At 71.0% G+C, this 24,828-nt stretch carries 19 protein-coding genes and 1 pseudogene; 8 read left to right on the top strand and 12 right to left on the bottom strand.

Features of this window, described 5'->3' with window-relative positions; all coding sequences use genetic code 11:
• Nucleotides 1-39 precede the first annotated feature (39 nt).
• The gene (locus AS594_RS26155; RefSeq protein WP_079144399.1) at nucleotides 40-993 is read right to left on the bottom strand and encodes a heme o synthase; all 954 of its coding nucleotides are present in this window, start codon (nucleotides 991-993) and stop codon (nucleotides 40-42) included.
• 329 nt (nucleotides 994-1,322) lie between these two features.
• Between AS594_RS26155 and tkt the strand changes: the two genes are divergently transcribed.
• From tkt to pgl, 5 genes are read left to right on the top strand one after another with little or no spacing between them, the layout of a single operon-like run.
• The gene (gene tkt, locus AS594_RS26150) at nucleotides 1,323-3,392 is read left to right on the top strand and encodes a transketolase (protein WP_069929308.1); all 2,070 of its coding nucleotides are present in this window, start codon (nucleotides 1,323-1,325) and stop codon (nucleotides 3,390-3,392) included.
• A 36-nt stretch (nucleotides 3,393-3,428) separates the two neighbouring features.
• Complete coding sequence (tal, locus tag AS594_RS26145; protein WP_069929307.1) at nucleotides 3,429-4,547, top strand: transaldolase; 1,119 nt, start codon at nucleotides 3,429-3,431, stop codon at nucleotides 4,545-4,547.
• Between the two features lie 3 nt (nucleotides 4,548-4,550).
• On the top strand, nucleotides 4,551-6,074 hold the full coding sequence (zwf, locus tag AS594_RS26140) for a glucose-6-phosphate dehydrogenase (RefSeq protein ID WP_069929306.1): 1,524 nt from the start codon (nucleotides 4,551-4,553) through the stop codon (nucleotides 6,072-6,074).
• Nucleotides 6,071-7,105, top strand: coding sequence for a glucose-6-phosphate dehydrogenase assembly protein OpcA (opcA, locus tag AS594_RS26135; protein WP_069929305.1), 1,035 nt, complete (start codon nucleotides 6,071-6,073; stop codon nucleotides 7,103-7,105). Before zwf ends, opcA begins: the two co-directional genes overlap by 4 nt.
• Nucleotides 7,102-7,896: a 6-phosphogluconolactonase gene (gene pgl, locus AS594_RS26130; protein WP_069929304.1), complete on the top strand. Its 795-nt coding sequence runs from the start codon at nucleotides 7,102-7,104 to the stop codon at nucleotides 7,894-7,896. Before opcA ends, pgl begins: the two co-directional genes overlap by 4 nt.
• A 72-nt stretch (nucleotides 7,897-7,968) precedes the next feature.
• Here the strand turns inward: pgl and AS594_RS26125 are convergent, their stop codons facing one another.
• From AS594_RS26125 to AS594_RS26105, 5 genes are all read right to left on the bottom strand, one after another.
• Nucleotides 7,969-8,844 carry a carbohydrate ABC transporter permease gene (locus tag AS594_RS26125; protein ID WP_069929303.1) on the bottom strand — a complete coding sequence of 292 codons (876 nt, stop codon included), beginning with the start codon at nucleotides 8,842-8,844 and terminating at the stop codon, nucleotides 7,969-7,971.
• Nucleotides 8,841-10,214, bottom strand: a complete 1,374-nt coding sequence (locus AS594_RS26120; protein WP_069929302.1) for an ABC transporter permease subunit — start codon at nucleotides 10,212-10,214, stop codon at nucleotides 8,841-8,843. The genes AS594_RS26125 and AS594_RS26120 overlap by 4 nt, the downstream gene beginning before the upstream one ends.
• An 11-nt stretch (nucleotides 10,215-10,225) precedes the next feature.
• The gene (locus AS594_RS26115; RefSeq protein ID WP_420877841.1) at nucleotides 10,226-11,557 is read right to left on the bottom strand and encodes an ABC transporter substrate-binding protein; all 1,332 of its coding nucleotides are present in this window, start codon (nucleotides 11,555-11,557) and stop codon (nucleotides 10,226-10,228) included.
• A 40-nt stretch (nucleotides 11,558-11,597) separates the two neighbouring features.
• Nucleotides 11,598-13,265: a glycoside hydrolase family 13 protein gene (locus AS594_RS26110; protein WP_069930794.1), complete on the bottom strand. Its 1,668-nt coding sequence runs from the start codon at nucleotides 13,263-13,265 to the stop codon at nucleotides 11,598-11,600.
• 198 nt (nucleotides 13,266-13,463) lie between these two features.
• Entirely contained in the window at nucleotides 13,464-14,741 is a 1,278-nt protein-coding gene (locus tag AS594_RS26105; RefSeq protein WP_069929300.1) for an ABC transporter substrate-binding protein, read from the bottom strand.
• Between the two features lie 192 nt (nucleotides 14,742-14,933).
• Between AS594_RS26105 and AS594_RS26100 the strand changes: the two genes are divergently transcribed.
• The 3 genes and pseudogenes from AS594_RS26100 (at nucleotide 14,934) to AS594_RS26090 (ending at nucleotide 18,567) form a co-directional block, all read left to right on the top strand.
• Nucleotides 14,934-15,440: a PadR family transcriptional regulator gene (locus AS594_RS26100; RefSeq protein WP_069929299.1), complete on the top strand. Its 507-nt coding sequence runs from the start codon at nucleotides 14,934-14,936 to the stop codon at nucleotides 15,438-15,440.
• 155 nt (nucleotides 15,441-15,595) lie between these two features.
• A pseudogene (locus AS594_RS26095) lies at nucleotides 15,596-16,246 on the top strand (ABC transporter ATP-binding protein); the annotation flags it as partial.
• Nucleotides 16,247-16,251: 5 nt separating this feature from the next.
• On the top strand, nucleotides 16,252-18,567 hold the full coding sequence (locus AS594_RS26090; protein WP_069929297.1) for an ABC transporter permease: 2,316 nt from the start codon (nucleotides 16,252-16,254) through the stop codon (nucleotides 18,565-18,567).
• Nucleotides 18,568-18,663: 96 nt separating this feature from the next.
• On the opposite strand, the gene AS594_RS26085 is transcribed toward AS594_RS26090, so the two are convergent.
• The 6 genes from AS594_RS26085 to secG all read right to left on the bottom strand — a co-directional run bounded on the left by AS594_RS26085 (nucleotide 18,664) and on the right by secG (nucleotide 24,706).
• On the bottom strand, nucleotides 18,664-20,235 hold the full coding sequence (locus AS594_RS26085) for a PH domain-containing protein (protein WP_420877840.1): 1,572 nt from the start codon (nucleotides 20,233-20,235) through the stop codon (nucleotides 18,664-18,666).
• The gene (locus AS594_RS26080; RefSeq protein ID WP_069929296.1) at nucleotides 20,232-20,735 is read right to left on the bottom strand and encodes a PH domain-containing protein; all 504 of its coding nucleotides are present in this window, start codon (nucleotides 20,733-20,735) and stop codon (nucleotides 20,232-20,234) included. The genes AS594_RS26085 and AS594_RS26080 overlap by 4 nt, the downstream gene beginning before the upstream one ends.
• A gap of 26 nt (nucleotides 20,736-20,761) precedes the next feature.
• Complete coding sequence (gene pgi, locus AS594_RS26075) at nucleotides 20,762-22,441, bottom strand: glucose-6-phosphate isomerase (protein WP_069929295.1); 1,680 nt, start codon at nucleotides 22,439-22,441, stop codon at nucleotides 20,762-20,764.
• Between the two features lie 57 nt (nucleotides 22,442-22,498).
• The gene (locus tag AS594_RS26070; protein WP_069929294.1) at nucleotides 22,499-23,731 is read right to left on the bottom strand and encodes an MFS transporter; all 1,233 of its coding nucleotides are present in this window, start codon (nucleotides 23,729-23,731) and stop codon (nucleotides 22,499-22,501) included.
• Nucleotides 23,732-23,944: 213 nt separating this feature from the next.
• Entirely contained in the window at nucleotides 23,945-24,280 is a 336-nt protein-coding gene (locus AS594_RS26065) for an RNA polymerase-binding protein RbpA (protein ID WP_010352468.1), read from the bottom strand.
• 195 nt (nucleotides 24,281-24,475) lie between these two features.
• Nucleotides 24,476-24,706: a preprotein translocase subunit SecG gene (gene secG, locus AS594_RS26060; RefSeq protein WP_069929293.1), complete on the bottom strand. Its 231-nt coding sequence runs from the start codon at nucleotides 24,704-24,706 to the stop codon at nucleotides 24,476-24,478.
• Nucleotides 24,707-24,828 lie beyond the last annotated feature (122 nt).

Genomic DNA, 24,828 nt, shown 5'->3' with positions numbered 1-24,828 from the left:
TAGATCGGGGGTCTACAGCAGTCCGCGCGGCGCTGGTCACTACCGAAGGAAGGGGTCCACCGCGACGGCGACGAAGAGCAGCGAGACGTAGGTGATCGACCAGTGGAACAGCCGCATTTCCTTGAGCTTGGCACCGGTCACGCCGGCCTTCGCGCGGGCCTGGAGCCCGTGCGCCTCCTTGAGCCACCAGCCACCGGCCACGACGGCGACCGTCGTGTAGAACCAGCCGGTGTAGCCCAGCGGGGTCAGCAGCAGCGAGACGGCGACCATCACCCAGCTGTAGGCGACGATCTGGCGGGCCACGACCGTGTTGGTGGCGATGACGGGGAGCATGGGAACGCCCACCCGCGCGTAGTCCTCCTTCACCTTCATCGACAGCGGCCAGTAGTGCGGCGGCGTCCAGAAGAAGATGACCATGAAGAGGATGACGGCGGCCCAGGAAATCGAGTTCGTGACGGCGGACCAGCCGATGAGGACCGGCAGGCAGCCCGCGATGCCGCCCCAGACGATGTTCTGCGCGGTGCGCCGCTTGAGGATCATCGTGTAGACGACGACGTAGAAGAGGAGCGCTCCGAGCGAGAGCGCGGCGGACAGCCAGTTGACGAGCAGCCCGAACCACAGGGTGGAGATCACGGCCAGGCTGATGCCGAAGACGAGGCATTCGGCGGGGCTGACCATGCCGGTCACGAGCGGCCGCTGCGACGTGCGGTCCATCAGCGCGTCGATGTCGCGGTCGATGTACATGTTCAGCGCGTTGGCACCGCCGGCCGACAGGTAGCCGCCGAGGCAGGTCACCAGGACCAGCCACAGGTCGGGAACGCCCTGCTCGGCCAGGAACATCACCGGGACGGTGGTGATCAGCAGCAGTTCGATGATCCGAGGCTTGGTCAGTGCCACGAACGCTTTGACCCGGGCTCCGAACGGCCGATGGCCCCCCGGGCTGTGAGTCAAGGCGACCCCTGCGGGTCGGGACTCGACGGCCGTCACGCACACCCCTGACAGAGAAATCCAGCAAGCTCCGGGCGTGAAGGCCCGGTAAAGACTTGCGCGTACCACGCCACTCTAGACGTTGCCCAGACGTCGATCTCCGCCGGGGTGGGGTCGTGTTGAGCAGCGCCGGGACGGGGTCCGTACAACAGGACGTGAACACCGGGAGGCGAAGTCTCCCACCCGCCCGCACGCTGGGCTGTGTCCGTTTTTGCCCGAGGCCGTCCAAGCCCTGGACTCGAAAAGAGGCGTGTTCTCGCGGGGGTAGGCTCGACTACGCCCGGTGCGCTACCAGTCGCCGGGATTCGACATGTGGAGAGGAGCCCTGACTCAGGGTGAGCACCAAGCCGACCACCACAGATCTCGAGTGGACCGAATTGGACCAGCGGGCTGTCGATACCGTCCGCGTCCTGGCCATGGATTCCGTACAGAAGGTCGGCAACGGCCACCCTGGTACGGCCATGAGCCTCGCCCCGGCCGCGTATGTGCTGTTCCAGAAGCTGATGCGCCACGACCCCAGTGACGCGAACTGGACCGGCCGCGACCGATTCGTCCTCTCTCCCGGTCACTCCAGCCTGACGCTCTACATCCAGCTCTACATGGCCGGCTACGGCCTGGAGCTGGACGACCTGAAGGCGTTCCGCACCTGGGGCAGCCTGACACCGGGTCACCCCGAGTACGGGCACACGACCGGTGTGGAGACGACGACCGGCCCGCTGGGCCAGGGCATCGCCAACGCCGTGGGCATGGCGATGGCCGCCCGCTACGAGCGCGGTCTGTTCGACCCGGAGGCCGCCGAGGGCGCCTCCCCGTTCGACCACACCATCTGGGCGATCGTCTCCGACGGCGACCTGGAGGAGGGCATCTCGGCCGAGGCGTCCTCGCTCGCGGGCCACCAGAAGCTCGGCAGCATCGTCGCCCTGTACGACGACAACCACATCTCGATCGAGGGCGACACCGAGACCGCCTTCTCCGAGGACGTGCTGAAGCGGTACGAGGCGTACGGCTGGCACGTGCAGCGCGTCGAGCAGAACGCCAACGGCGACTTCGACGTCAAGGCGCTGTACGCGGCGCTGAAGGCGGCGCAGGACGAGACCGAGCGCCCGTCGATCATCGCGGCGCGCACGATCATCGCCTGGCCCGCCCCGAACGCGCAGGGCACCGAGGCCTCGCACGGCTCGGCGCTGGGCGAGGACGAGATCGCGGCCACCAAGCGCGTGCTGGGCTTCGACCCCGAGCAGCACTTCCAGGTCGACGACGACGTCTTCGCGCACGTCCGCAAGGCGGCCGAGCGCGGCCGTGAGGCGCACGCCGCCTGGGACAAGCAGTTCCAGGAGTGGCGCAACGCCAACGCCGAGCGCGCCGCCACGTTCGACCGCATCGCCGCGGGCAAGCTGCCCGAGGGCTGGGAGAAGTCGCTCCCCCTCTTCGAGCCCGGCAAGGCCGTCGCGACGCGTGCCGCGTCCGGCAAGGTCCTTCAGGCGCTCGGCGCGGTCATCCCCGAGCTGTGGGGCGGCTCCGCCGACCTGGCCGGCTCGAACAACACGACGATCGACAAGACGTCGTCGTTCCTGCCCGTCGGCAACCCGCTGCCCGAGGCGGACCCGTACGGCCGTACGGTCCACTTCGGCATCCGCGAGCACGCCATGGGCTCGACGATGAACGGCATCGCGCTGCACGGCAACACCCGCATCTACGGCGGCACCTTCCTGGTGTTCTCCGACTACATGCGCCCCGCCGTCCGCCTCGCCGCGCTGATGAAGCTGCCCGTGACGTACGTCTGGACGCACGACTCCATCGGTCTGGGCGAGGACGGCCCGACGCACCAGCCGGTCGAGCACATGGCCGCGCTGCGCGCCATTCCCGGCCTGAACATGGTCCGCCCGGCCGACGCCAACGAAACGGCGATCGCCTGGCGCGAGATCCTCCGCCGCAACGACGCTCCGCACGGTCTGGCGCTGACCCGCCAGGGTGTGCCGACGTACGAGGCCAACGAGGACGCCGCGCGTGGCGGATACGTGCTCGCCGAGGCCGAGGGCGGTCAGCCGCAGGTCGTGCTGATCGGCACCGGTTCCGAGGTCCAGCTCGCCGTCGAGGCGCGCGAGCAGCTCCAGGCGGCCGGTATTCCGACCCGTGTGGTGTCGATGCCCTCGATCGAGTGGTTCGAGGAGCAGGACCAGGGGTACCGCGACAGCGTGCTGCCGCCGTCCGTCAAGGCCCGTGTCGCGGTCGAGGCGGGCATTGCCCTGACCTGGTACCGGTACGTCGGTGAGGCCGGCCGCATCGTCTCGCTGGAGCACTTCGGAGCTTCCGCGGACGCCAAGGTGCTCTTCCGGGAGTTCGGTTTCACCGCGGACGCGGTCACGGCTGCGGCCCGGGAATCCCTGGCTGCCGCAGCGCGCTGACGCCGGTATATACGACAAGTAGGAGATGCAACTCTCATGACAGACGCACTCAAGCGCCTCTCCGACGAAGGCGTCGCGATCTGGCTTGACGACCTTTCGCGCCAGCGGATCACGTCCGGCAACCTCGCCGAGCTGATCGACCAGCAGCACGTCGTGGGCGTCACGACCAACCCTTCGATCTTCCAGAAGGCGATCTCCGAGGGCCACGGTTACGACCAGCAGCTCGGCGACCTGGCCGCCCGTGAGGTCACCGTCGAAGAGGCCATCCGCATGATCACGACGGCTGACGTGAGGGACGCCGCCGACATCCTGCGGCCGGTCTTCGACGCGACCGGTGGCCAGGACGGCCGGGTGTCGATCGAGGTCGACCCCCGGCTGGCGCACAACACCAGGGCGACGACGGCCGAGGCCCGCCAGCTCGCCTGGCTGGTGGACCGTCCGAACACCCTCATCAAGATCCCGGCCACCAGGGCGGGCATCCCGGCGATCACCGAGACCATCGGTCTGGGCATCAGCGTCAACGTGACGCTGATCTTCTCGCTGGAGCGCTACCGCGAGGTCATGGACGCCTACCTGGCCGGTCTGGAGAAGGCGAAGGCCGCGGGCCTGGACCTTTCGAAGATCCACTCGGTGGCGTCGTTCTTCGTGTCCCGTGTGGACAGCGAGATCGACAAGCGTCTGGACGGCATCGGCACGGACGAGGCCAAGGCCCTCAAGGGCAAGGCCGCGCTGGCCAACGCCCGGCTCGCGTACCAGGCGTACGAAGAGGTGTTCAGCAGCGACCGCTGGGCCGCACTGGACAAGGCCAACGCCAACAAGCAGCGTCCGCTGTGGGCCTCGACCGGCGTCAAGGACCCGTCGTACAAGGACACCCTGTACGTCGAGGACCTCGTCGCCCCCGGCACGGTGAACACCATGCCCGAGGCGACGCTGGAAGCGACCGCCGACCACGGCCGGATCACGGGCAACACGATCGCCGGTACGTACGAGCAGGCGCGCGCCGAGCTCGACGCCGTCGAGAAGCTCGGCATCTCGTACAACGACGTGGTGCAGCTCCTCGAGGACGAGGGCGTCGACAAGTTCGAGGCGTCCTGGAACGACCTGCTCAAGTCGACCGAGGCGGAGCTCAAGCGCCTCGCCCCTTCGGAGGGCTAAAAATTGTCCAGCAGCAATCCGCTGCGTGACGCACAGGACCGACGGCTCCCGCGTATCGCGGGGCCGTCGGGCCTGGTCATCTTTGGCGTCACGGGCGATTTGTCACGTAAAAAGTTGATGCCTGCCGTCTACGACCTGGCCAACCGCGGCCTGCTGCCGCCGGGCTTCTCGCTCATCGGCTTCGCCCGTCGCGACTGGGAGAACGAGGACTTCGCGCAGGTCGTCCACGACGCCGTCAAGGAGCACGCCCGTACGCCCTTCCGCGAGGAGGTCTGGCAGCAGCTCATCCAGGGCATGCGGTTCGTCCAGGGCGACTTCGACGACGACAACGCGTTCGAGACGCTGAAGTCGACGATCGCGGAGCTCGACAAGGCGCAGGGCACCGGCGGCAACTTCGCCTTCTACCTGTCCGTGCCGCCGAAGTTCTTCCCCGCGGTCGTCCAGCAGCTCAAGAAGCACGGGCTCGCCGACCAGAAGGAGGGCTCCTGGCGCCGGGCCGTCATCGAGAAGCCCTTCGGGCACGACCTGGCCTCCGCGCAGGAGCTGAACCGGATCGTCCACGAGGTCTTCCCGGCCAACGAGGTCTTCCGGATCGACCACTACCTGGGCAAGGAGACGGTCCAGAACATCATGGCGCTGCGGTTCGCCAACCAGATGTTCGAGCCGCTCTGGAACCGGTCGTACGTCGACCACGTACAGATCACCATGGCCGAGGACATCGGCATCGGCGGCCGCGCCGGCTACTACGACGGCATCGGCGCCGCCCGCGACGTCATCCAGAACCACCTCCTCCAGCTGCTCGCCCTGACCGCCATGGAGGAGCCGGCCTCCTTCGAGGCCGACGCGCTGGTCGCCGAGAAGACCAAGGTGCTGGGCGCGGTCAAGCTTCCCAAGGACCTGGGCGCGGAGACCGTGCGCGGGCAGTACGCGGCGGGCTGGCAGGGCGGCCAGAAGGCCGTCGGCTACCTCCAGGAAGACGGCATCGACCCCAAGTCGAAGACCGACACCTACGCGGCCATCAAACTGGAGATCGACAACCGCCGCTGGGCGGGCGTCCCCTTCTACCTCCGTACGGGCAAGCGCCTCGGCCGCCGCGTCACCGAGATCGCGGTCGTCTTCCAGCGCGCCCCGCACTCCCCCTTCGACCACACGGCCACCGAGGAGCTGGGGCAGAACGCCCTGGTCATCCGGGTCCAGCCGGACGAGGGCGTCACGGTCCGGTTCGGCTCGAAGGTGCCGGGGACCGCGATGGAGGTGCGGGACGTGTCGATGGACTTCGCGTACGGCGAGTCCTTCACCGAGTCCAGCCCGGAGGCGTACGAGCGCCTGATCCTGGACGTCCTGCTCGGCGACGCCAACCTCTTCCCGCGTCTGGAGGAGGTCGAACAGTCCTGGCGGATCCTCGACCCGATCGAGGAGTTCTGGGACAAGCACGGCAAGCCCGCGCAGTACCAGGCCGGTACCTGGGGCCCGGTCGAGGCGGACGAAATGCTCGCACGAGACGGACGGAGCTGGCGTCGGCCATGAAAATCGACCTGACGGACACCACGTCCAGCAAGATCAACAAGGCTCTGGTGCAGGGCCGCCGCGCCATCGGCACGCCGGCCGTCGGCATGGTCCTGACGCTGGTCATCGTCACCGACGAGGAGAACGCGTACGACGCGCTCAAGGCGGCGAACGAGGCGTCCCGCGAGCACCCCTCGCGCACCCTCGTGGTCATCAAGCGGGTCTCGCGCTCGCCGCGCGACCGTGCCAAGGCGCGCCTCGACGCCGAGGTGCGGGTGGGTACGGCGGCGGGCACCGGCGAGACGGTCGTCCTGCGGCTGTACGGCGAGGTCATCGACCACGCCCAGTCGGTGGTGCTTCCGCTGCTGCTGCCCGACGCACCCGTGGTGGTGTGGTGGGCGGCCAACGCGCCGCTCGACCCGGCGAACGACCCGCTCGGCGCGCTCGCGCAGCGCCGGGTCACGGACACCTACGCCGCCGAGCACCCGGTCGAGGAGCTGTCGGCGCGTGCCGACGCGTACACGCCCGGGGACACCGACCTGTCGTGGACGCGCATCACGCCGTGGCGCTCGATGCTCGCGGCCGCCCTGGACCAGGTGGAGTGCGAAGTCACCTCGGTCGAGGTGGAGGGCGAGGAGTTCAACCCGAGCGTGGAGCTGCTCGGCATGTGGCTGGCGGACCGGCTGAGCGTACCGGTGAAGCGTTCCGTGTCCTCCGGTCCGGGCCTGACGGGCGTGCTGATGGAGACCAACTGCGGGCCGATCAAGCTCGGCCGGGCGGACGGTTCGCTGGCGTCCCTGTCCATCGAGGGGCAGCCGGACCGCGCGGTGGCGCTCAAGAGGCGGGACACCGCGGAGCTGATCGCCGAGGAGCTGCGCAGGCTGGACCCGGACGACACCTACGCGTCGGCGCTGAGGTTCGGGGTCGAGCGGCTCAGTGAGCAGAGCGGCGCGGAGAAAAGCGCGGAGAAGGCCAAGCCGGAGGCGGACAGGCCCGCCGCCGCGAAGAAGTCCGCTGCCTCTTCGGCCGCCAAGAAGGCGGCGTCGAAGTGAGAGCACCTCAGCTTGTCGTCCACCACGACAAGGAGCTGATGGCACAGGCCGCCGCGGCCCGGCTGATCACCAAGGTCGTGGACGCGCAGGCCACGCGCGGCTCGGCGTCGGTCGTACTGACCGGTGGCCGCAACGGCAACGGTCTGCTGGCCGCGCTGGCCTCGTCCCCGGCGCGGGACGCGATCGACTGGTCCCGGCTGGACCTGTGGTGGGGCGACGAGCGCTTCCTCCCCGAGGGGGACCCGGAGCGCAACGTCACCCAGGCGCGCGAGGCGCTGCTGGACGCGGTGCCGCTGGACCCCTCCCGGGTGCACGCGATGCCGGCCTCGGACGGTCCGTACGGCGACGACGCGGACGCTGCGGCGGCCGGGTACGCCGCCGAGCTGGCCTCGGCCGCGAGGTCCGGCCCGGGGGCGGAGGACCACGGCCCGGTACCGACGTTCGACGTGCTGATGCTGGGTGTGGGTCCCGACACCCATGTCGCCTCCCTGTTCCCGGAGCTGCCGGCGGTCCGTGAGACGGAGCGCATGGTGGTGGGCGTCCACGGCGCCCCCAAGCCCCCGCCCACCCGGGTCACCCTGACGCTGCCCGCGATCCGCGCGGCGCGCGAGGTGTGGCTGCTGGCGGCGGGCGAGGACAAGGCGAGGGCCGCGGCCGTCGCGCTGTCGGGCGCCGGGGAGATCCAGGCCCCGGCGGCGGGGGCGTACGGCCGTCGCCGCACGCTGTGGCTGCTGGACGACGCGGCGGCGTCCCGGCTGCCGCGCGATCTGTATCCGCCGGCGTCCCCCTGACGGGGACCCGGCGAAGACATGACGAGGGCCCGGCCCGCCTGACGGCGGCCGGGCCCTCGTCATGTACGGCGGCTACTTCACCGAGCCCGCCATGACGCCCTGCACGAAGTGGCGCTGGAAGGCGAAGAACACGGCCACCGGCACGACCAGGGAGAGGAACGCGCCGGGCGCCAGTACGTCGATGTTGCTGCCGAACTGGCGTATCTGCGACTGGAGTGCCACGGTGAGCGGCTGCGAGGCGCTGTCCGCGAAGAGCAGCGCGACCAGCATGTCGTTCCACACCCACAGGAACTGGAAGATGGCCAGGCTGGCGATCGCCGGCCGGCCCACCGGCAGCACCAGCTGGGCGAAGATCCGCCATTCGCTGCCGCCGTCCATCCGCGCCGCCTCCAGCATCTCGCGCGGGATCTCGGCGAAGTAGTTGCGCAGCAGGAAGATGGCGAAGGGCAGCCCGTACGCGACGTGGAAGAGCACGACGCCCGGGATGGTGCCGAAGAGTCCGAGCTGCCCGAACAGCTTGGCCACCGGCAGCAGTCCGACCTGGACCGGCACCACGAGCAGGGCCACCACCACGAGGAAGAGCGCGTCCCGGCCCGGGAACTCCAGCCAGGCGAAGGCGTACGCGGCCAGCGCGGACAGTACGACGACCAGTGTGGTGGCGGGCACCGAGATGAGCACGGTGTTCCAGAACGCCTGCGTGATGCCCGTATCGGCCAGCAGCGTGCTGTAGTTGTCGAGCGAGAGCTGCCCCGGCTCGGCCAGTGCGGTCCACCAGCCGCTGCCCGCGTTGTCCCGCTCGGTGCGCAGCGAGGACAGGAAGAGACCGGCCAGCGGTGTGATCCAGATCAGCCCTGTGACGACGAGCACCGCCTGGACGACTCCGCTGCTCAGCCTGCGGGTCAGCCGCGCGGGCCAGGTCCGGGGCCGCTTGTCAGTGATGACGGTCATGACTGACTCCTGCGGAAGCGGCGGACGTTGAAGAGCATGGCGGGCACGACGAGCACCAGCAGCAGCACGCCGAGCGCGCTGCCGAGACCCTGGTCCTGGCCGCCGCCGAAGGACACCAGCCACATCTGGGTGGCCAGTACGGTGGCCTCCTCCTGCACCGGGCCGGGCGCGATGATGTAGACGAGGTCGAAGACCTTCATCACATTGATCACGAGGGTCACGAAGACCACGGTCAGCACGGGGGCGAGCAGCGGCACCGTGATCCGGCGGAAGATCTGCCACTCGTTCGCGCCGTCCATCCGGGCCGCCTCCAGGGTCTCCCGGGGCAGTGCGGAGAGCCCGGCGCCGATGAGCACCATCGCGAAGCCGGTCCAGATCCACAGGTACGCGCCGATGACGGCGGGCGTGACCAGTGCGGGGCCGAGCCAGGAGATGCCCTCGTACGGCGGGGCGAAGTTCTCTGCGGGCAGCCGGAGTCCGTACGAACCGGCGGCCAGGCCGGCGAAGCGGAACGAGCCGTCGGCCGCGGTGGTGGCCCGCGCGGCCACCTTGCCGTCCCGTACCGCCTCGACCTCCATGTGCGGCAGGCCGCTCTCCTTCGCGTCGACCTTGCCCTGTTCGCCGCCCCCGCCGGGGGTGAAGTCGAGCCAGACGACACCGCGCAGCTCGTCCGGGCCGGCTTCGGCGCCCGCCGCGCCCAGAGCGGGTGCGGCGCCCGCGGGCAGTTCGCCGGGCCGTACGCCGACGAGTCCGAGGGCGACGGTGTGCCCGGGACGGCTCTCACCGGTCGTACGGAACGATCCGTCACCGGCCTTCGCGAGTCCTTGCCCGTCGCGGGCGCGGGCGGTGGGATAGGACGAGGAGTCCTGGAACGTGTCGTGGACGCCGACGGCCACCGCGTTGAGGACGCCCCGGTCGGGGTCCTCCTCGTACGCGAGCCGGAAGATGATGCCCGCGGCGAGGAAGGAGACCGCCATCGGCAGGAAGAGCAGCAGCTTGAAGGCGGTCGCCCAGCGGACCTTCTCGGTGAGTACGGCGAGGATCAGGCCGAGGCCGGTCAGCAGGGTGGGCGCGACGACCACCCAGAGGGTGCTGTTGCGGATGGCCTTGAGCGTCGCCGGGTCGCGGAACATCTCGGTGTAGTTGTCGCCGCCGACGAAGCGGGTGCCCGTGGCGTCGAAGAAGCTGCGCCCTACGGAGAACAGCATCGGGTAGACGACCAGTACGCCGAGCAGCAGCAGGGCGGGCAGGGCGAACACCACGGCCACGAACCAGCGGCGGCGGGTGGCGCTGCGCCGGGGAGCGGTGGGCGGCGGGCCGGCCGGGGCCGGGCCGGCCCGGCCCGGCGCGGGGGTGGTGAGGGCGGTCATCGCGGTCGCCCTCAGTTCTTCTTGAAGGCCTTGGCCGCCGCGGCTTCGAGCGCTGCCGCGGTGTCCTTCGGGTCGGCGGGGTCGCGCAGGAAGTCCTGGAGGATCTTCCACTCGCCCATGCCCTTGGTGCCGCCGAAGGCCGCCGGAGCCTGGTCGGACATGTCGAAGCGGACGGTGTCACCTGCTTCGACGAGCGACTCGGCGATCTCGCGCGCGGTGTCGTCGCCGTAGGCGGACGGGTCGGTCTTCTTGTTGGGCGAGAGGAAGCCGCCCTCGGCAGCCCAGACCTCGGCCGCCTCGGGGGTGGCGAGGAAGTCCATGAGCGCCATGGCGGCCTTGCGGTTGCGGCCGTCCTTCAGCACCACCGCGGCGTCCCCGCCGCTGACCACGGGCGCCTTGCCGCCGTCGACCGCAGGGAAGGGGAAGAAGGTGGCGTCCTCCCCGATCTTCCTGCCGTACTCCTCCTTCGCTATGGAGCCGACGAAGTCGCCCTCGAAGACCATCGCGGCCTCGGGGTCGTCGCCGAAGACCTGGCCGACGGAGCTGGGGAAGTCGGTGCTCAGCGCGCCCGGCCGGCCGCCCGCGAGGAGGTCCTTGCCGGCGAACAGCTCGCCCAGGGTGGTGAGCGCCCGTACGACGCTGGGGTCGGTCCACGGCAGCTTGTGGGCGGCGAGTGCGTCGTACTTCTCGGGTCCCGCCTGGGAGAGGTAGATGTTCTCGAACCAGTCGGTGAGCGTCCAGCCGTCCTCTCCGGCCACCGCGAAGGCGGGCAGTCCGGAGTCGGCGACCGTGGCGGAGCTCTTCAGCAGCTCGGCGTACGTCTTCGGCGGCTTCACGCCCGCCTGGTCGAGGGCGTCCGGGCTGTACCAGACCGTCGACTTGTGGGCGGCCTTGAAGTAGAGGCCGTAGAAGGTGCCGTCGACGGTTCCGTAGTTCTTCCAGACCGGGGCGAAGTTGTCGGTGACCGTCTGTTCGGTCTTCTTGCCGAGCGGCTGGAGCCAGCCCTTCTGGGCGAACTGCTTGAGCACGCCGACCTGAGGGACCATCACCACGTCGGGGGCGTTGCCGCCCTCGATCTTGCTGCCGATGACGGTGGAGACGTTGTCGCCGGTGGAGATGAACTCGACCTTGGCGCCGGTCTTCTCGGAGAAGGCGTCGAGCACCTTGCGGAAGTTCTTCTGTTCGGTGCCGGACCAGACACCGGCGACGGCCACCTTGCTGCCGTCGAGGTTCTTGCCGCCGCTGCCGGCGGGGGCGACGTCACCGCCGCCGCAGGCGGTCGCGCCGAGAGCGAGGGCGAGCGCCGAGGAGCAGGCGGCCACGGTCCGTCGTTGCAGTCTCATCATGGCTGTTCCTTCCGAAGGGGTGGAGGGGGACGAGGGGTCACACGGTGGCACTGTCGCTGATCCACCAGGCGGCGGTGGATCCGGGCAGCACACCGTTGAGGCAGGGGCCGCTGGCCAGCAGCGGGGTTCCGGCGACCGGGGCGGGGACGGGGCCGGTGCCGAAGTTGACGGCGCACACCAGTCCGTCGCCCCGGACGAAGGCGAGCACCTCGGGCGGGCTCTCCAGCCAGCGCAGGCCGCCTTCGCCGAACTGCGGCAGTCCGCGCCGCAGTTGCAGTCCGTCGCGGTACAGGTGCCAGAACGAGCGGGTGTCGGCCAGTGCCCGGTCGGTGGCGTGCTCGGCGAACCACTCGGGCTGCGGCAGCCACGGCCTGGCGCCTTCCGCACCGGAGCTGAAGCCGAACGGTGAGGCGTGTCCGGACCACGGGAGCGGGACCCGGCAGCCGTCACGGATGCGCTTGCGGCTGCCCGTGCGGCGGAATATGGGGTCGGTGAGGACGTCGTCCGGCAGGTCGACGACCTCGGGCAGGCCCAGTTCCTCGCCCTGGTAGATGTACGCCGATCCGGGCAGCGCCATCATCAGCAGCGCGGCCGCCCTGGCGCGCGCGGAGCCGAGGCCGCTGCCCCCGGTACCGGACTCGCCGTAGCGGGTGACGGTGCGTACCTGGTCGTGGTTGTTGAGGACCCAGGTGACGGTGGAGCCGGTGCCCGCGATGTCCTGCATGGCCCCGGAGATGATCTTCTGGAAGGCGTCGGCGTCCCAGGGGGCGCCGAGCAGGTCGAAGAAGAACGCCTGGTGCAGCTCGTCGGGGCGTACGTACTGGGCGTGCTCCCGGGGGGTGGGTACGGAGACCTCCCCCACCAGCAGCCGGTCCCGGCCGTCCACGGCGGCGTACTCCTCGCAGACCGCCCGCCAGTGGCGCCACACGTCGTGCACCTCGGGCTGGTTCCAGGCGAGCGGGTTGACGGAGTCGCGGGTCCGCTCGTCGGCCTCGGGGTCCGGGGAGTCGGGGAGGTCGGGGTGCTTGAAGAGTCCCGCCGCGACGTCGATGCGGAAGCCGTCGACGCCCCGGTCCAGCCAGAAGCGCAGGACGTGGTCGAAGTGGGCGCCGACCTCCGGGTTGCGCCAGTTCAGGTCGGGCTGCTCGGGGGTGAACATGTGGAGGTACCACTGGCCGGGCGTGCCGTCCTCCTCGACGACGCGCGACCAGGCCGGGCCGCCGAACATCGCCCGCCAGTTGTTGGGCGGCTCCTCGCCGCCCGGACCCCGGCCGTCGGCGAAGTGGAAGCGGGCGCGGGCCGGGCTGCCGGGTGCGGCGGCCAGTGCCTCGCGGAACCAGGCGTGCTCGCTGGAGCAGTGGTTGGGGACGATGTCGAGCAGCACCTTGACGCCGAGCCGCCGGGCCGCCGTGATCAGCAGGTCGAACTCGTCCAGGTCGCCGAAGACGGGGTCGACGTCGCAGTAGTCGGCGACGTCGTAGCCGTGGTCGTGCTGCGGCGAGGGGTAGAACGGGCTCAGCCAGATGCCGTCGACCCCGAGCTTCTTGAGGTACGGCAGCCCCGCCCGTACGCCGGCCAGGTCGCCGATGCCGTCGCCGGTGCTGTCCAGGAAGCTGCGGACGTACACCTGGTAGATCACCGCGTCGCGCCACCAGTGGGGCGCGAGGCGAAGGGGGAGGCCGTTGTCGGCCGGGGCAGTGAGCATCACCCGTGGACCTGTTCCTACTTGTGCGTGCGGGAGCACCCAGAGCAGGCCCCCCGTTATGCATGCATGTTAAGTAGGCATGACGAGAGGGTGTCAACGATGAGACAGAAAGCTGCCCGGAGTTACGTATGTATGTCCCGATAATCGATACGCCTCAGATACCTAACACGTAACTAGAGACGCCGAGTGGAGAGAGCTTCAGCCCCTGCGGGCCACGGCCCGAAGCTCCCGGGCCAGCCGTTCGACGGCCTGCTCCGGGCTCTGGCGCAGCGCCAGCACGTCATGGGCCACCGCCTGCACCGCCAGGCTCACCTGGTCGTAGCGCGGGCTCTTGGGCCGGGGCTCGGCGGCCAGCACGCTCCTGCGCAGGGTCGGCAGGTACGGGTACGCGCGCACCAGTCGCGGATCGTCGTACAGGGCGGCCCGCACCGGCGGCAGCGACCCTTCGGTGAGCACCTTGCGCTGCACGGGTTCGCTGGTCAGGTAGGCCATCAGGTCGGTGGCCGACCGCTGGTGCCGTGAGTGGGCGTTGACCGCGAGATTGGAGCCGCCCAGCACACTCGCGCCCGGACCGTCGGGCCCCGGCAGCGGCGTCACGCCGAACCTCCCGGCGACGCCGGAGTCCTTGCCGCCGGCCGCGGAGTGCACGTACGGCCAATTGCGCAGAAAGAGCAGCCGGCCGTCCTGGAAAGCCTGCCGCGACTCCTCTTCCTTGAAGCGCAGCGCCTCTTGCGGAATCCAGCCGTCCCGCACGCCCCGCGCCAGGAAGCCCAGACCGGCGCGGGCGGCGGCGGAGTCCACGGTGACGCGCTCGCCCTCGTCCCGGAGGAACGACCCGCCCGCCGAATGCACCGCCTCGGTGACATTGACGGCGAGCCCCTCGTACGGCAGGAACTGTCCGGCGTACCCGTCGATTCCGTACTTCGGGGCGATCGTCCGGGCCTGCCGCTCCAGGTCCGCCCATGTGCGCGGCGGCTGCTCGCCCGCACGCCGGAGGAGGTCCTTGCGGTAGTAGAGCAACCCGGCATTGGTGACATAAGGGACGGCGTACAGCTGCCCGTCGAAAGTGGCGGTGTCCACCACCGGAGGCAGGAAGGCGTCCAGCGGGAAGCGTCCGCGCTCGACCGGGGCGATCCACCCGGCGGCCGCGAACTCCGTGGTCCAGGCCACGTCGATGTTGAGCACGTCGAACCGGCCACGGCCGGCGCGCAGTTCGGTGATCATCTGCGCACGGGTCTCGTCGGCCGCGTCCGGCAGCTCGACGAGGGTGACCTTTTCGTCCGGATGTGTACGGTTCCAGCCGTCCAGCAACGGCCCCAGATAACCGGTCAGATCACCCGCCGTGGCCAGCGTCATGGGACCGCGCCCGTCCCGGCCGTCCGGCGGCCCTCCGGCTCGCGCGCCACCACCCGCGTAACCGGCCATGATCACGGCGACGACGAGGAGCCCCCTACCGGCGGCTCGTATCCACCGCATAGGTTCGCTCCTTGACCGGCGTCATTCGTCCTTGAGTGGCGTCAGGGGCCATGTATACCCGTTAGGCATGGGCGATACTAGAGCCCGACCATCAACACCAGGGCGATACGGGCCACACTCCGACGGCGGTCGGGTCCGGCCGCGACGAGCAGGTACGCGAAGACGTACGGAGCGGGGAGGAGGAGAGCACGCGTGCGCCTGCCCCTTCTCGCCCTCCTCGCCCGCGGGCCCGCCCACGGATACGAGCTCAAGCAGGGGCTTGAGCAACTGCTGGGTGCCGCGTACCCTCAGCCGAACGTCGGCCAGATCTATGTCACGCTCGGCCGGCTGGAGAAGTCGGGCCTGATCGAGGGCGAGGAGATCGCCCAGTCGAACCGGCCCAACAAGAAGATCTACCGGCTGACCGACGCCGGGCGGGAAGCGCTGCATGTCTGGTTCGAGGACCCGACCGACGAGCCCCGCGTACGGGACGAGTTCTTCATGAAGCTCGCCCTCGCACCGGCGTCCGGCATGGCCGACCAGATCACTCTCATCAACAAACAGCGGCGTCAGTACCTCAACACCCTGCGGGATCTGTCGAAACTCGCCGCGACCGAGGACCGGGACAACCGGATCTCCCAGCTGCTGATCGAGGGCGCGATGCTGCATCTGCAAGCCGACCTCGACTGGCTGGAACGCTGTCAGGAGGAGCTGGAATGAGCGACGAAGCACATGCCGTTCCGGCGTCCCGTCCCGCTCCCGCTCCTGTTTCCCCTCCCGTTCCCGCTGCTCCCGCTGCGGTCCTGCGCGCCGAGGGGCTCGTCAAGTCGCATCACGGTGAAGGCGCCCCGGCCCATGCGGTGCGCGGCGTGGACCTCACGATCCGCCCGGGCGAGTTCGTCGCGGTTACCGGCCCGTCGGGCGCCGGGAAGTCGACGCTGCTGCATCTGCTCGGCGGTCTCCAGCGGCCGGACAGCGGCAGCATCTGGCTGGACGGCGTGCGCGTCGACGGGCACAGCGAGGCGCGCTGGGCCGTGCTGCGCCGGCGTCGTATCGGCGTGGTCTTCCAGTTCTTCAACCTCGTCTCCAACCTGACCGTCGCGGACAACATCGAGCTTCCGGCCCTGCTCGCCGGCAGCAGCGCGCGCCAGGCCCGTACCGAGCGCGCGAACCTCCTCGCCGAGCTGGGCCTCGAAGGCAAGGAGCGCAGCATGCCGGGCGAGCTGTCCGGCGGCGAGCAGCAGCGCGTGGCCCTGGCCCGCGCCCTGGTCAACCACCCCGGTCTGCTGCTGGCCGACGAGCCGACCGGCAGCCTGGACAGCAAGGGCACGCGCGAGGTGATGCGGCTGCTGTCGCGCTTCCACCAGCGCGGTCAGGCCATCCTGCTGGTCACCCACGACCACCGGCTCGCCAGCACGGCGGACCGCGTCGTCAGCTTCTTCGACGGACGCATCGCCGACGACGCGGCACTCGGCGCCGGGACCGGCGGCCGGGGCGTTTCGAGCGTCCTGGAACTGAAGGACTGACGACGGTGCGGGCCACCTTGCGCTGGGCACACGCCGATCTGCGCACGCACCGCGGCGAGGCGCTTTTCATCGTTCTCGCGACCGCCGGGATCATCGTCTCGCTGCTCCTGGCGGGCGCGCTCCTCAGTTACGCCGCCAACCCCTGGCAGCGCGTGTTCAACGAGTCGCGCGGCGCCCACGTGTGGATCCACACCAGCCCGTCCGCCGACGTGGCGCGGCTGGCCCGACTCGACGGTGTCGACGCGCTCTCCGGTCCGTATCGCACCGCACGTACGACCGTGCGGTCGCAGGGCGCCGAGGCCGCTGTCGAGCTGCGCGGCGCCGCCCCGGACCGCCCGGAGACGGGCCGCCCCCTGGTCGCTTCGGGGCGCTGGCTCGACCCGGGCACGGCGGGCGGCATCGTCCTGGAGAGCAGCGTGGCCCGCGCCCTGTGGGCCGGGCCCGGGGACACCCTTTCGCTGCCGGCTGCCGACGGGGCGTCCGTACGCCGCCTCACCGTGGTCGGTGTCGCGGACAGCGCGGAGTCGCCGTACCGGCCGGGCGACCGGCCGGGGACCGGCTGGGTGCTGCCCGGCGAACCGGCGCTCACGGACGCGCCGGACGAGCGCACCGGGCAGGTCGTCGGCGTACGGCTCGACCATCCGGACGACACGGACTTCGCCGTGCAGCGGGCGGTCACCGCGCTCGGCGCCGACGAGGTCACGGAGGTCTCCAACTGGCACCAGGCACGGGCCGAGGCGCAGAGCGACAGCCGGCTGCTCGGCCTGCTCCTGGGCGTCTTCGGCCTCGGCGCACTGCTGGCCGCCGCGCTGGCGGTGACCGGCGCGATCAGCACCCGGGTGCGCGGCCACCTGCGGGACATCGCCGTCCTGAAGGCGATCGGCTTCACTCCCGGGCAGGTGGTACGCATCTTCCTGGTCCAGCACCTCGCCTTCGCCCTGTCCGGTGTCGTCCTCGGGACGGCGCTCGTGGAGGCACTGGGCGCCCGGACTCCGGGCCGGATCGGCGAAGCGGTCGGCGTGTGGCGGGACCTCCCCGGCCACACCGCGGTGCTCCTGGCCCTCCCCGCCGCCACTCTCCTGTTCATCGGCGCCGCGACCGGCCTCGCCGCGTGGCGGGCGGGGCGCGTGCCGCCCGTACCGGCGCTGCGGGGTGCCGGGCCGGTGGGCGGCGGGCTGCCGGGCGTGGCCCGGCGCGCGCTGCGGCTGAACGTCCCGCCCGCCGCCGTACTGGCCTGGCACAACGCGTTCGGTCACCGGGCCCGTTCGCTGGCCTCGGTCGTCCGGCTGGCGCTGCCGGTCCTGCTGGTCACGGTCGCGCTGAGCGCCTGGTCCACGTTGGACAGCTTCCAGGGCAGGGCGGGAGGCAACGGTGCGGCGGGGGAACTGACGGCTCGCGCGGCGGACGGTCTGAAGGACCGCGAGGTACGGACCGTCCTGGACGCGGAGCCGGGCATCGCCGCGGTGCACCCGGGCGTGGAGGTCGCCGCGCTGGTTCCGGGCCAGACGGGCACGATAGCCCTGCGCGGTCTCGGTACGCGGGCGGACCCGTACCCCTTCGCTCCCGTCGAGGGGCGGGCGCCGCAGGGTCCGGACGAGGCGGTCGCGGGCCAGGGGCTGCTCGACCACCTCGACATCGGGGTCGGTGACTGGGTGCGGATGACGGTCGGCGGCCGGCCACAGATCCTGCACATCGTGGGCCGGTCCATCGAGCCGGAGAACGCCGGCCGGGTGGTCACCACGGACCTCGACACGCTCCGGGAGCGCGACCCCTCGCTGGAACCCGCCTTCTACCAGTTGCGGTTGCGCCCGGACGCGGACACGGCGGCGGTGGGCGAACAGCTGTCGCTCGCTCTGGGCGGCCGCCTGGATGCCGCCCGGGCGACCGGGCCGGGCGACGGGCTGAGTCCCGCACGGGGGGTGGTCGTCGGCCTGATCGCGGTGCTGGCGCTGATCGGCCTGACGGAGCTGCTGACCATGATCGGTGCGGGCGTGCGCGAGCGTGAGCGGGATCTGCTCGCGCTGAAGGCGATGGGGCTGACCCCGCGCCAGGTCACGTCGATGATCGTGACGTCCGCCGCCTTGACGGCGCTGGCCGCCGCGCTGGCCGGTACGGCGCTGGGCGTACTGCTGGGCGGCGGGCTGATCGACGCACAGGGGCGGTCGAGCGGGATCGGCGCGGGCATCGCCCAGGCCCCGTCCGTGCCCGCCCTGCTCGTGGTGGTGGCGACAGCGGTCCTGGGAGCGATGGCGGCCTCCGCCCTCCCCGCCACGCGGGCGACCCACCGCCGCCCGGCGGACACCTTGACCACAGCGGCCTGAGCCCCGCCGCCGGCCGAGGAAGACCGTTACCACAGCGGCCCAGGCCCACCACCGGAAGGGGCGGGCGTGGGGAAGGTTTGGCAGGGCTACGCGTGGTCAGCCCTCCGCGCGGCGGTCCAGGAACGGGCCCAGCAGCCCCGGCACCGCGTCGTCGGCGAAGCCCAGCCCCTCACTCTCCCCGGCGTCGTAGACGGAGTACGCCCCGGCCCCGGCGGCGGTGGTCGCGGTGAGCGTGACCAGCCCGGCCCGGCGCTGGAAGACGGACTGCTTGACCGTCCAGCCGATCACCCCGCCGCGCTGCAACGCGACCGTCGCACGCCGGACCGACCCCGACCGCGCCACCAGGTACCCGCCGCTCATGCCGTGCCCCAGGCTCCGGTACGCGTCCCTGCCCAGCAGCACGGCCACCGGCAGCACCACCACCGCGCACCCCGCCGCGACGTACAGCAGGACGTCGGTCAGCAGGACACCGAGAAGGGCGAGAACAAGCACCGGGGCCAGCGCCGCGCCCACCGCCCAGCGCAGCCGGCGCGTGCGCGCGGCGGGCGGGTGCGGCGTGAGGCGGGCCGTGCGCGTCGGCGAGGCGGCCTCGCGCAGGATGTACGCCGCCACGGCCTCCGCCGTATCCCGGGGCGCGGCCGGCAGGAGCGTCCTGTGATCCGCGTGGCCGCTGTCCTCCCCCGCGGCCAGTCCGGTGGCGACCGCGTCCACCCGCGCGGCGCCCATGGTCCGTACGCCGAGCGGCTCGACCAGCTCCAGACCCCGCAGCCTGCGCTCCTCGATGGAGAGGGACCGCGTGGTGAACAGGCCACGGCGGACCCGCAGCGTGCCGCCGGGCTCCCGCTCCAGCCGGTAGTTCCACCACATCTCGATCCACAGACCGAGCGCCCCCACCACTCCCGCCGCGCACGCCCCCGCGACAAGCGCCACGATCACCCAGACCACCGGTGTGTCCAGGAACCGGTCCCGCACCCAGCCGATCACCTTCCCCTGCGCGCCGAACCAGTCGCTGACCTGGAGCAGCGCGCCCACCGCGGCGCCTCCGAGCGCCGGGGCGACGAAGGACACCGGGGCGTATCTGATCCAGGCGGGGTCGAGCACCGCCAGTTCGCCCTCACGGTGGGCGCCCGGCACGGCGGTTGCCGCCACCCGGTCCAGCAGTTCCCTGCGCAGCCGTTCGCCCTCTTCGCGCGTGACGGCGTCCAGTTCGAGGGTCGACTCGCCGGCGCCGGTGTTCTCGCCCGTACCGATACGGACCTTCACCAGCCCGAGGACCCGCAGCAGCACATCCGCCGTCAGGTCGACGCTGCGGATGCGCTCGCGCGCCAGCGAACGGCGCTTGACCAGCAGCAGGCCGGTGTGGAGTTCGGCGCGGTCGGCGCCGATGCGGTAGCGCGTCCGGCGCCACCGGACGTAGTCGAGCGCGGAGCCGCCCACCACCAGCAGCGCGGCTCCGCCGAGCACCCAGGCGAACGCCTGCCACACCGGCCTGCCGCCCGCCAGCCCGATGAAGGCGGGCAGCCCCGCGCCCGTCGCGACGCCCGCCATGACGAGAGCGGCGACCAGGACAGTGCGCGGGGCGAGCCGCCGCCAGCCGTCGCCGCTGGCGGGCCGCGTCCCGTCCGCCGAGCCGCCTCCCGAAGGCGGCGGGCCCGCGGGAACGTTCACGTCGCGTCCCCGGGCGTGGCCCGTGTGATCAGGGTCAGCTGCTCGGCGAGCCGGGCGGCCAGCTCGTGGTCGAGCCCTTCGATCTTCACCGCCCCCTTGGACGACGCGGTGGTGACGATGACCGTGGCGAGTCCCCACGCCTGTTCCAGCGGGCCGCGTATGGTGTCGACGGTCTGGATCCGCGACATCGGCGCGATCCGCCACTCCTGCCAGAAGTAGCCGGTGCGTACGTACACCGCGTCGTCCGTGACCTCCCAGCGGTGTACCCGGAACCACCACAGCGGCAGGAACACCGTGCAGGCCAGTCCGAGGACCGCGACCACGCCGGCGGCAAGCAGCAGCCACGGCCGTGCGGGCGCCACGAAAGCGCCCACCACGGCCGGTACGGCAGCCGGCACCGCGGTCAGCAGCAGGCACTGGGCCCGCCACCAGCCGACGACCCGCCGGTCGAGCGAGTTGTTCGGCGGCCTGAGCCGCACGTTCCCCGTCCCCCCGGTCATCGTCCCCGGCCTCCCCGTCCGTCGTCTCAGCGACCGCGCAGTGCGCGGTACTTGGCCGCCAGGGTGGCCGTCGAGCTGTCCAGCCGGTCGCCGCCACCACCCGCCGCGCCGGCGGTCGATGTCACCGTCCCGGTCAGTACCGGCTCGATCTTCTTCGCGAGGACCTTGCCGAGCTCGACGCCCCACTGGTCGAACGAGTCGATGTCCCAGACGGCGCCCTGGACGAACACCTTGTGCTCGTACAGCGCGATCAACTGGCCCAGCACGGAGGGTGTGAGTTCGTCCGCGAGGATCGTCGTCGTCGGGTGGTTGCCGCGGAACGTCTTGTGCGGCACCAGGTCCTCCGCCACCCCTTCCGCGCGCACCTCCTCGGGCGTCTTGCCGAAGGCCAGCGCCTGCGTCTGTGCGAAGAAGTTCGCCATGAGCAGGTCGTGCTGGGCCTCCAGGCCGGGCAGCAGATCGGCGACCGGGCGGGCGAACCCGATGAAGTCCGCGGGGATCATCTTCGTGCCCTGGTGCAGCAACTGGTAGTAGGCGTGCTGACCGTTGGTGCCCGGCGTGCCCCAGACGACGGGGCCCGTCTGCCAGTCGACCGGATTGCCCTCGCGGTCCACGGACTTGCCGTTGGACTCCATGTCCAGCTGCTGGAGGTACGCCGTGAACTTGCTGAGGTAGTGCGAGTACGGCAGCACCGCGTGTGCCTGCGCGTCGAAGAACGCGCCGTACCAGACGCCCAGCAGGCCGAGGAGCAGCGGCGCGTTCTCGGCGGCGGGCGCGGTGCGGAAGTGCTCGTCGACGAGGTGGAAGCCGTCGAGCATCTCGCGGAAGCGGTCCGGGCCGATGGCGATCATCAGCGACAGGCCGATGGCCGAGTCGTACGAGTAGCGACCGCCGACCCAGTCCCAGAACTCGAACATGTTGGCGGTGTCGATGCCGAAGTCGGCGACCTTCTCGGCGTTGGTGGACAGCGCGACGAAGTGCTTGGCGACGGCGTCGTTGTCCGCGCGCAGGTTCGTGAGCAGCCAGTTCCGCGCCGATGTGGCGTTGGTGATGGTCTCGATCGTCGTGAACGTCTTGGACGCGATGACGAACAGCGTCTCGGCCGCGTCCAAGTCCCGCACGGCCTCGTGCAGATCCGCCCCGTCCACGTTCGACACGAAGCGGACCGTGAGGTCCCGGTCGGTGAACGAGCGCAGCGCCTCGTAGGCCATGGCGGGCCCGAGGTCGGATCCGCCGATGCCGACGTTGACGATGTTCTTGATGCGCTTTCCGGTGTGGCCCGTCCACTGCCCGGACCTCACCCGGTCGGCGAAGGCGGCCATCTTGTCGAGCACCTCGTGCACGACGGGGACCACGTTCTCCCCGTCGACCTCGATCACCGCGTCGAGCGGGGCCCGCAGGGCGGTGTGCAGCACCGCCCGGTCCTCGGTGGTGTTGATCTTCTCGCCGCGGAACATGGCGTCCCGCAGCTCCGCGACCCCGGCCGCTCCGGCCAGTTCGCGCAGCAGCCCCAGTGTCTCGTCCGTCACCAGGTGCTTGGAGTAGTCGAGATGGAGGTCGCCGACCCTGAGCGTGTACCCGGCGCCCCGCTCCGGGTCGGCTGCGAACAGTTCTCGCAGATGCGTCTGGCCAAGCTGCTCGCGGTGCTTCGCGAGCGCGGCCCACTCGGGCATCTGATTGAGCCTCGTACGGCCTTCTGCGTTCATCCGGACATCAGCCCACTTCTTCTCGTACCTGCGTGCATGCCCCGCTGCTCCTCCAACCTAATTGATCAGAGCGGCCAGCGATGCTATGGCCGCCGCGAAGAGCGCCGCCGCCAGCAGGGCGGGGGCGTTCAGCCCCCAGGTGGCCGCCGCCGCGCCGCCCAGCAGCGCACCGAGCGGTGCGCCGGCGACCGCGAGCGTACGGAACGCCGACCCGACGCGCCCCAGCATGGCCGCCGGGCTGCGCTCCTGCATCAGCGTCACCTGATTCGTGTTCCACACCAGCCCCATGAGTCCGAACAGCGCCATCGCCGCGATCGTCACCCACACCTCGCGGACCAGGCCCATCGCGACCAGGCAGCCGATCTGCACGGCACCGGCCGTGAACACACTGCGCACCCGCCCCAGGCGCGTGGAAAGCCTCGCGGCCAGCAGCCCGCCCGCCACGCTGCCCACGCCGTACGCCATGATGGCCGCCGCGTAACCGCCCTGGCCGGCGTCGAGCCAGCCGGTGACGTGGAGGACCAGGGTGGCGATGAGCGCCGCCATCCCGATGTTGCAGAGCGTGGTGGCGACGCAGATCCCGCGCAGCACCCGGTCGCGCCACAGCTGCCGCAGGCCCTCGGCGATGTCCCCGCGCAGTGTGCTGCCGGCCGGTCTCGGCGCCTGCTCGGGCGCCGTCACCCGCAGCGAGGCGATCAGCACGGCCCCCAGGACGTACGTCGCGGCGTCCGCGGCGTACGGAACGGCGGCGCCCGCGAGCAGCAGCACCGGCACCAGCGGCGCCGCCAGGAAGCCGCCCGCGATCTGCTGCCCGGTCAGCAGCCGGGCATTGGCACTGCCGAGCGCGGCCTTGGGCACCAGCGAGGGCAGCAGGGCCGTGGCCGCGTTGTCGAAGAGCGTCTGGAGGGTGGTGAGCGCGAAGGCGAGCGCGATCAGCAGCGCGATGGAGGCGTGGCCCAGGGCTACCGCCACCGCGAACGCGGCCATCAGGACCGCCCGCACCAGATCCACGGCCCACATGGCCCGGCGCTGGTCGACCCGGTCCGCCACCGCGCCGCCGAGCAGCCCGAACAGCAGCCACGGCAGATAACCGCACGCCGTCACCAGCGCCACCAGCACCGGGTCGGAGGTCAGCGAGGCGGCCAGCAGCGGCATCGCGGCCGTGCGCAGCGAATCGCCGAACTTCGAGACGACAGCCGCTGTCCACAGCCGTCCGAACCCCCCGCGCCAGGCCGGAGCCCGCACGTCCGTCGGTGCCTGCCCGGCGGCCGTGTCCTCGCTCGTCGCCACAACTCCCCCTCGGTCCGCTGTCTTTCCAGACCGTAGGCGGTGCCACTGACAATCGGCCCGCGGCGGCATCCGGACGGCGTCCGAGCGGGCTCGGGGAAGGTGCCCGGACGGCATCCGGGGCGAAGTCGGGAGCGGAATCCGGACGCCGGCGGGGAAGGCACCCGTAAACGCGGTCCGGCCGGTCACCCGAAGGTGTCCGGCCGGATCGTGAGCCTAGATTTCGCCGCGCAGTTTCGCGAGCGCCTCGGCGAGAATCGCCTCGCCGTCCGCGTCGCTGCGCCGTTCCCGTACGTACGCCAGGTGCGTCTTGTACGGCTCGGTGCGCGGCGGAGCCGGCGGATTGTCCCGGTCCTGTCCGGCCGGGAACCCGCAGCGCGGGCAGTCCCAGGTGTCCGGGACCTGAGCGTCACTGGCGAAGCTCGGCTGCGTCTCGTGCCCGTTCGAGCACCAGAAGGAGATGCGGAGGCGGGGCGCGGACTCGCCGCGCTCAGCCTCGCCCATCGGCCCCGCTCCGACCCGGCTTCCCCGGATCGCGTTGCCACTTGCCACGGTCGTAACTCCCTGCGTGATGGTGCTGCACGGCATCAATCAGCGGCTACCGCCGCGGAGTCGTCAAACAGCTCAGCCGCGAGCGCCCCAGTTTTACGTAGGGCCCAACGCGCGTCCAGTAACCGGAGTTACCACCGCGAGCGAGCCGCGGGCCCCATGATAAGCCGCGTACCCGCCTCCGTACCGGACGACGGGTCAGCTGTCCAGCTTCATCAGCAGACCGAGCACGATAATGCAGGCAAACCACATCAGACCGATTACCACCGTGATGCGGTCGAGGTTGCGCTCGGCGACCGAGGACCCACCGACGGAGGACTGCATGCCGCCACCGAACATGTCGGAGAGACCGCCGCCCTTCCCCTTGTGCATCAGAACCAGCAGCATCAGCAGCAGGCTGAAGACGATCAGGGCGATCGAGAACCCCATAACCACGGCTGGACCAACTTCCTCGGACTTCGGACTTCGGAGACGGACAACGGGGGCCGGACAGCTGCTGCGCAGCCACCACGGCCCCCGCCAGGGTACGACGGATCGGCCCTACGGCCTAC

Origin of the sequence: Streptomyces agglomeratus (genome assembly GCF_001746415.1) — a bacterium.
GTDB lineage: Bacteria > Actinomycetota > Actinomycetes > Streptomycetales > Streptomycetaceae > Streptomyces > Streptomyces agglomeratus.
The sequence above is the reverse complement of the archived record's forward strand: the minus strand, read 5'-3'. Positions and strand labels throughout refer to the sequence as shown.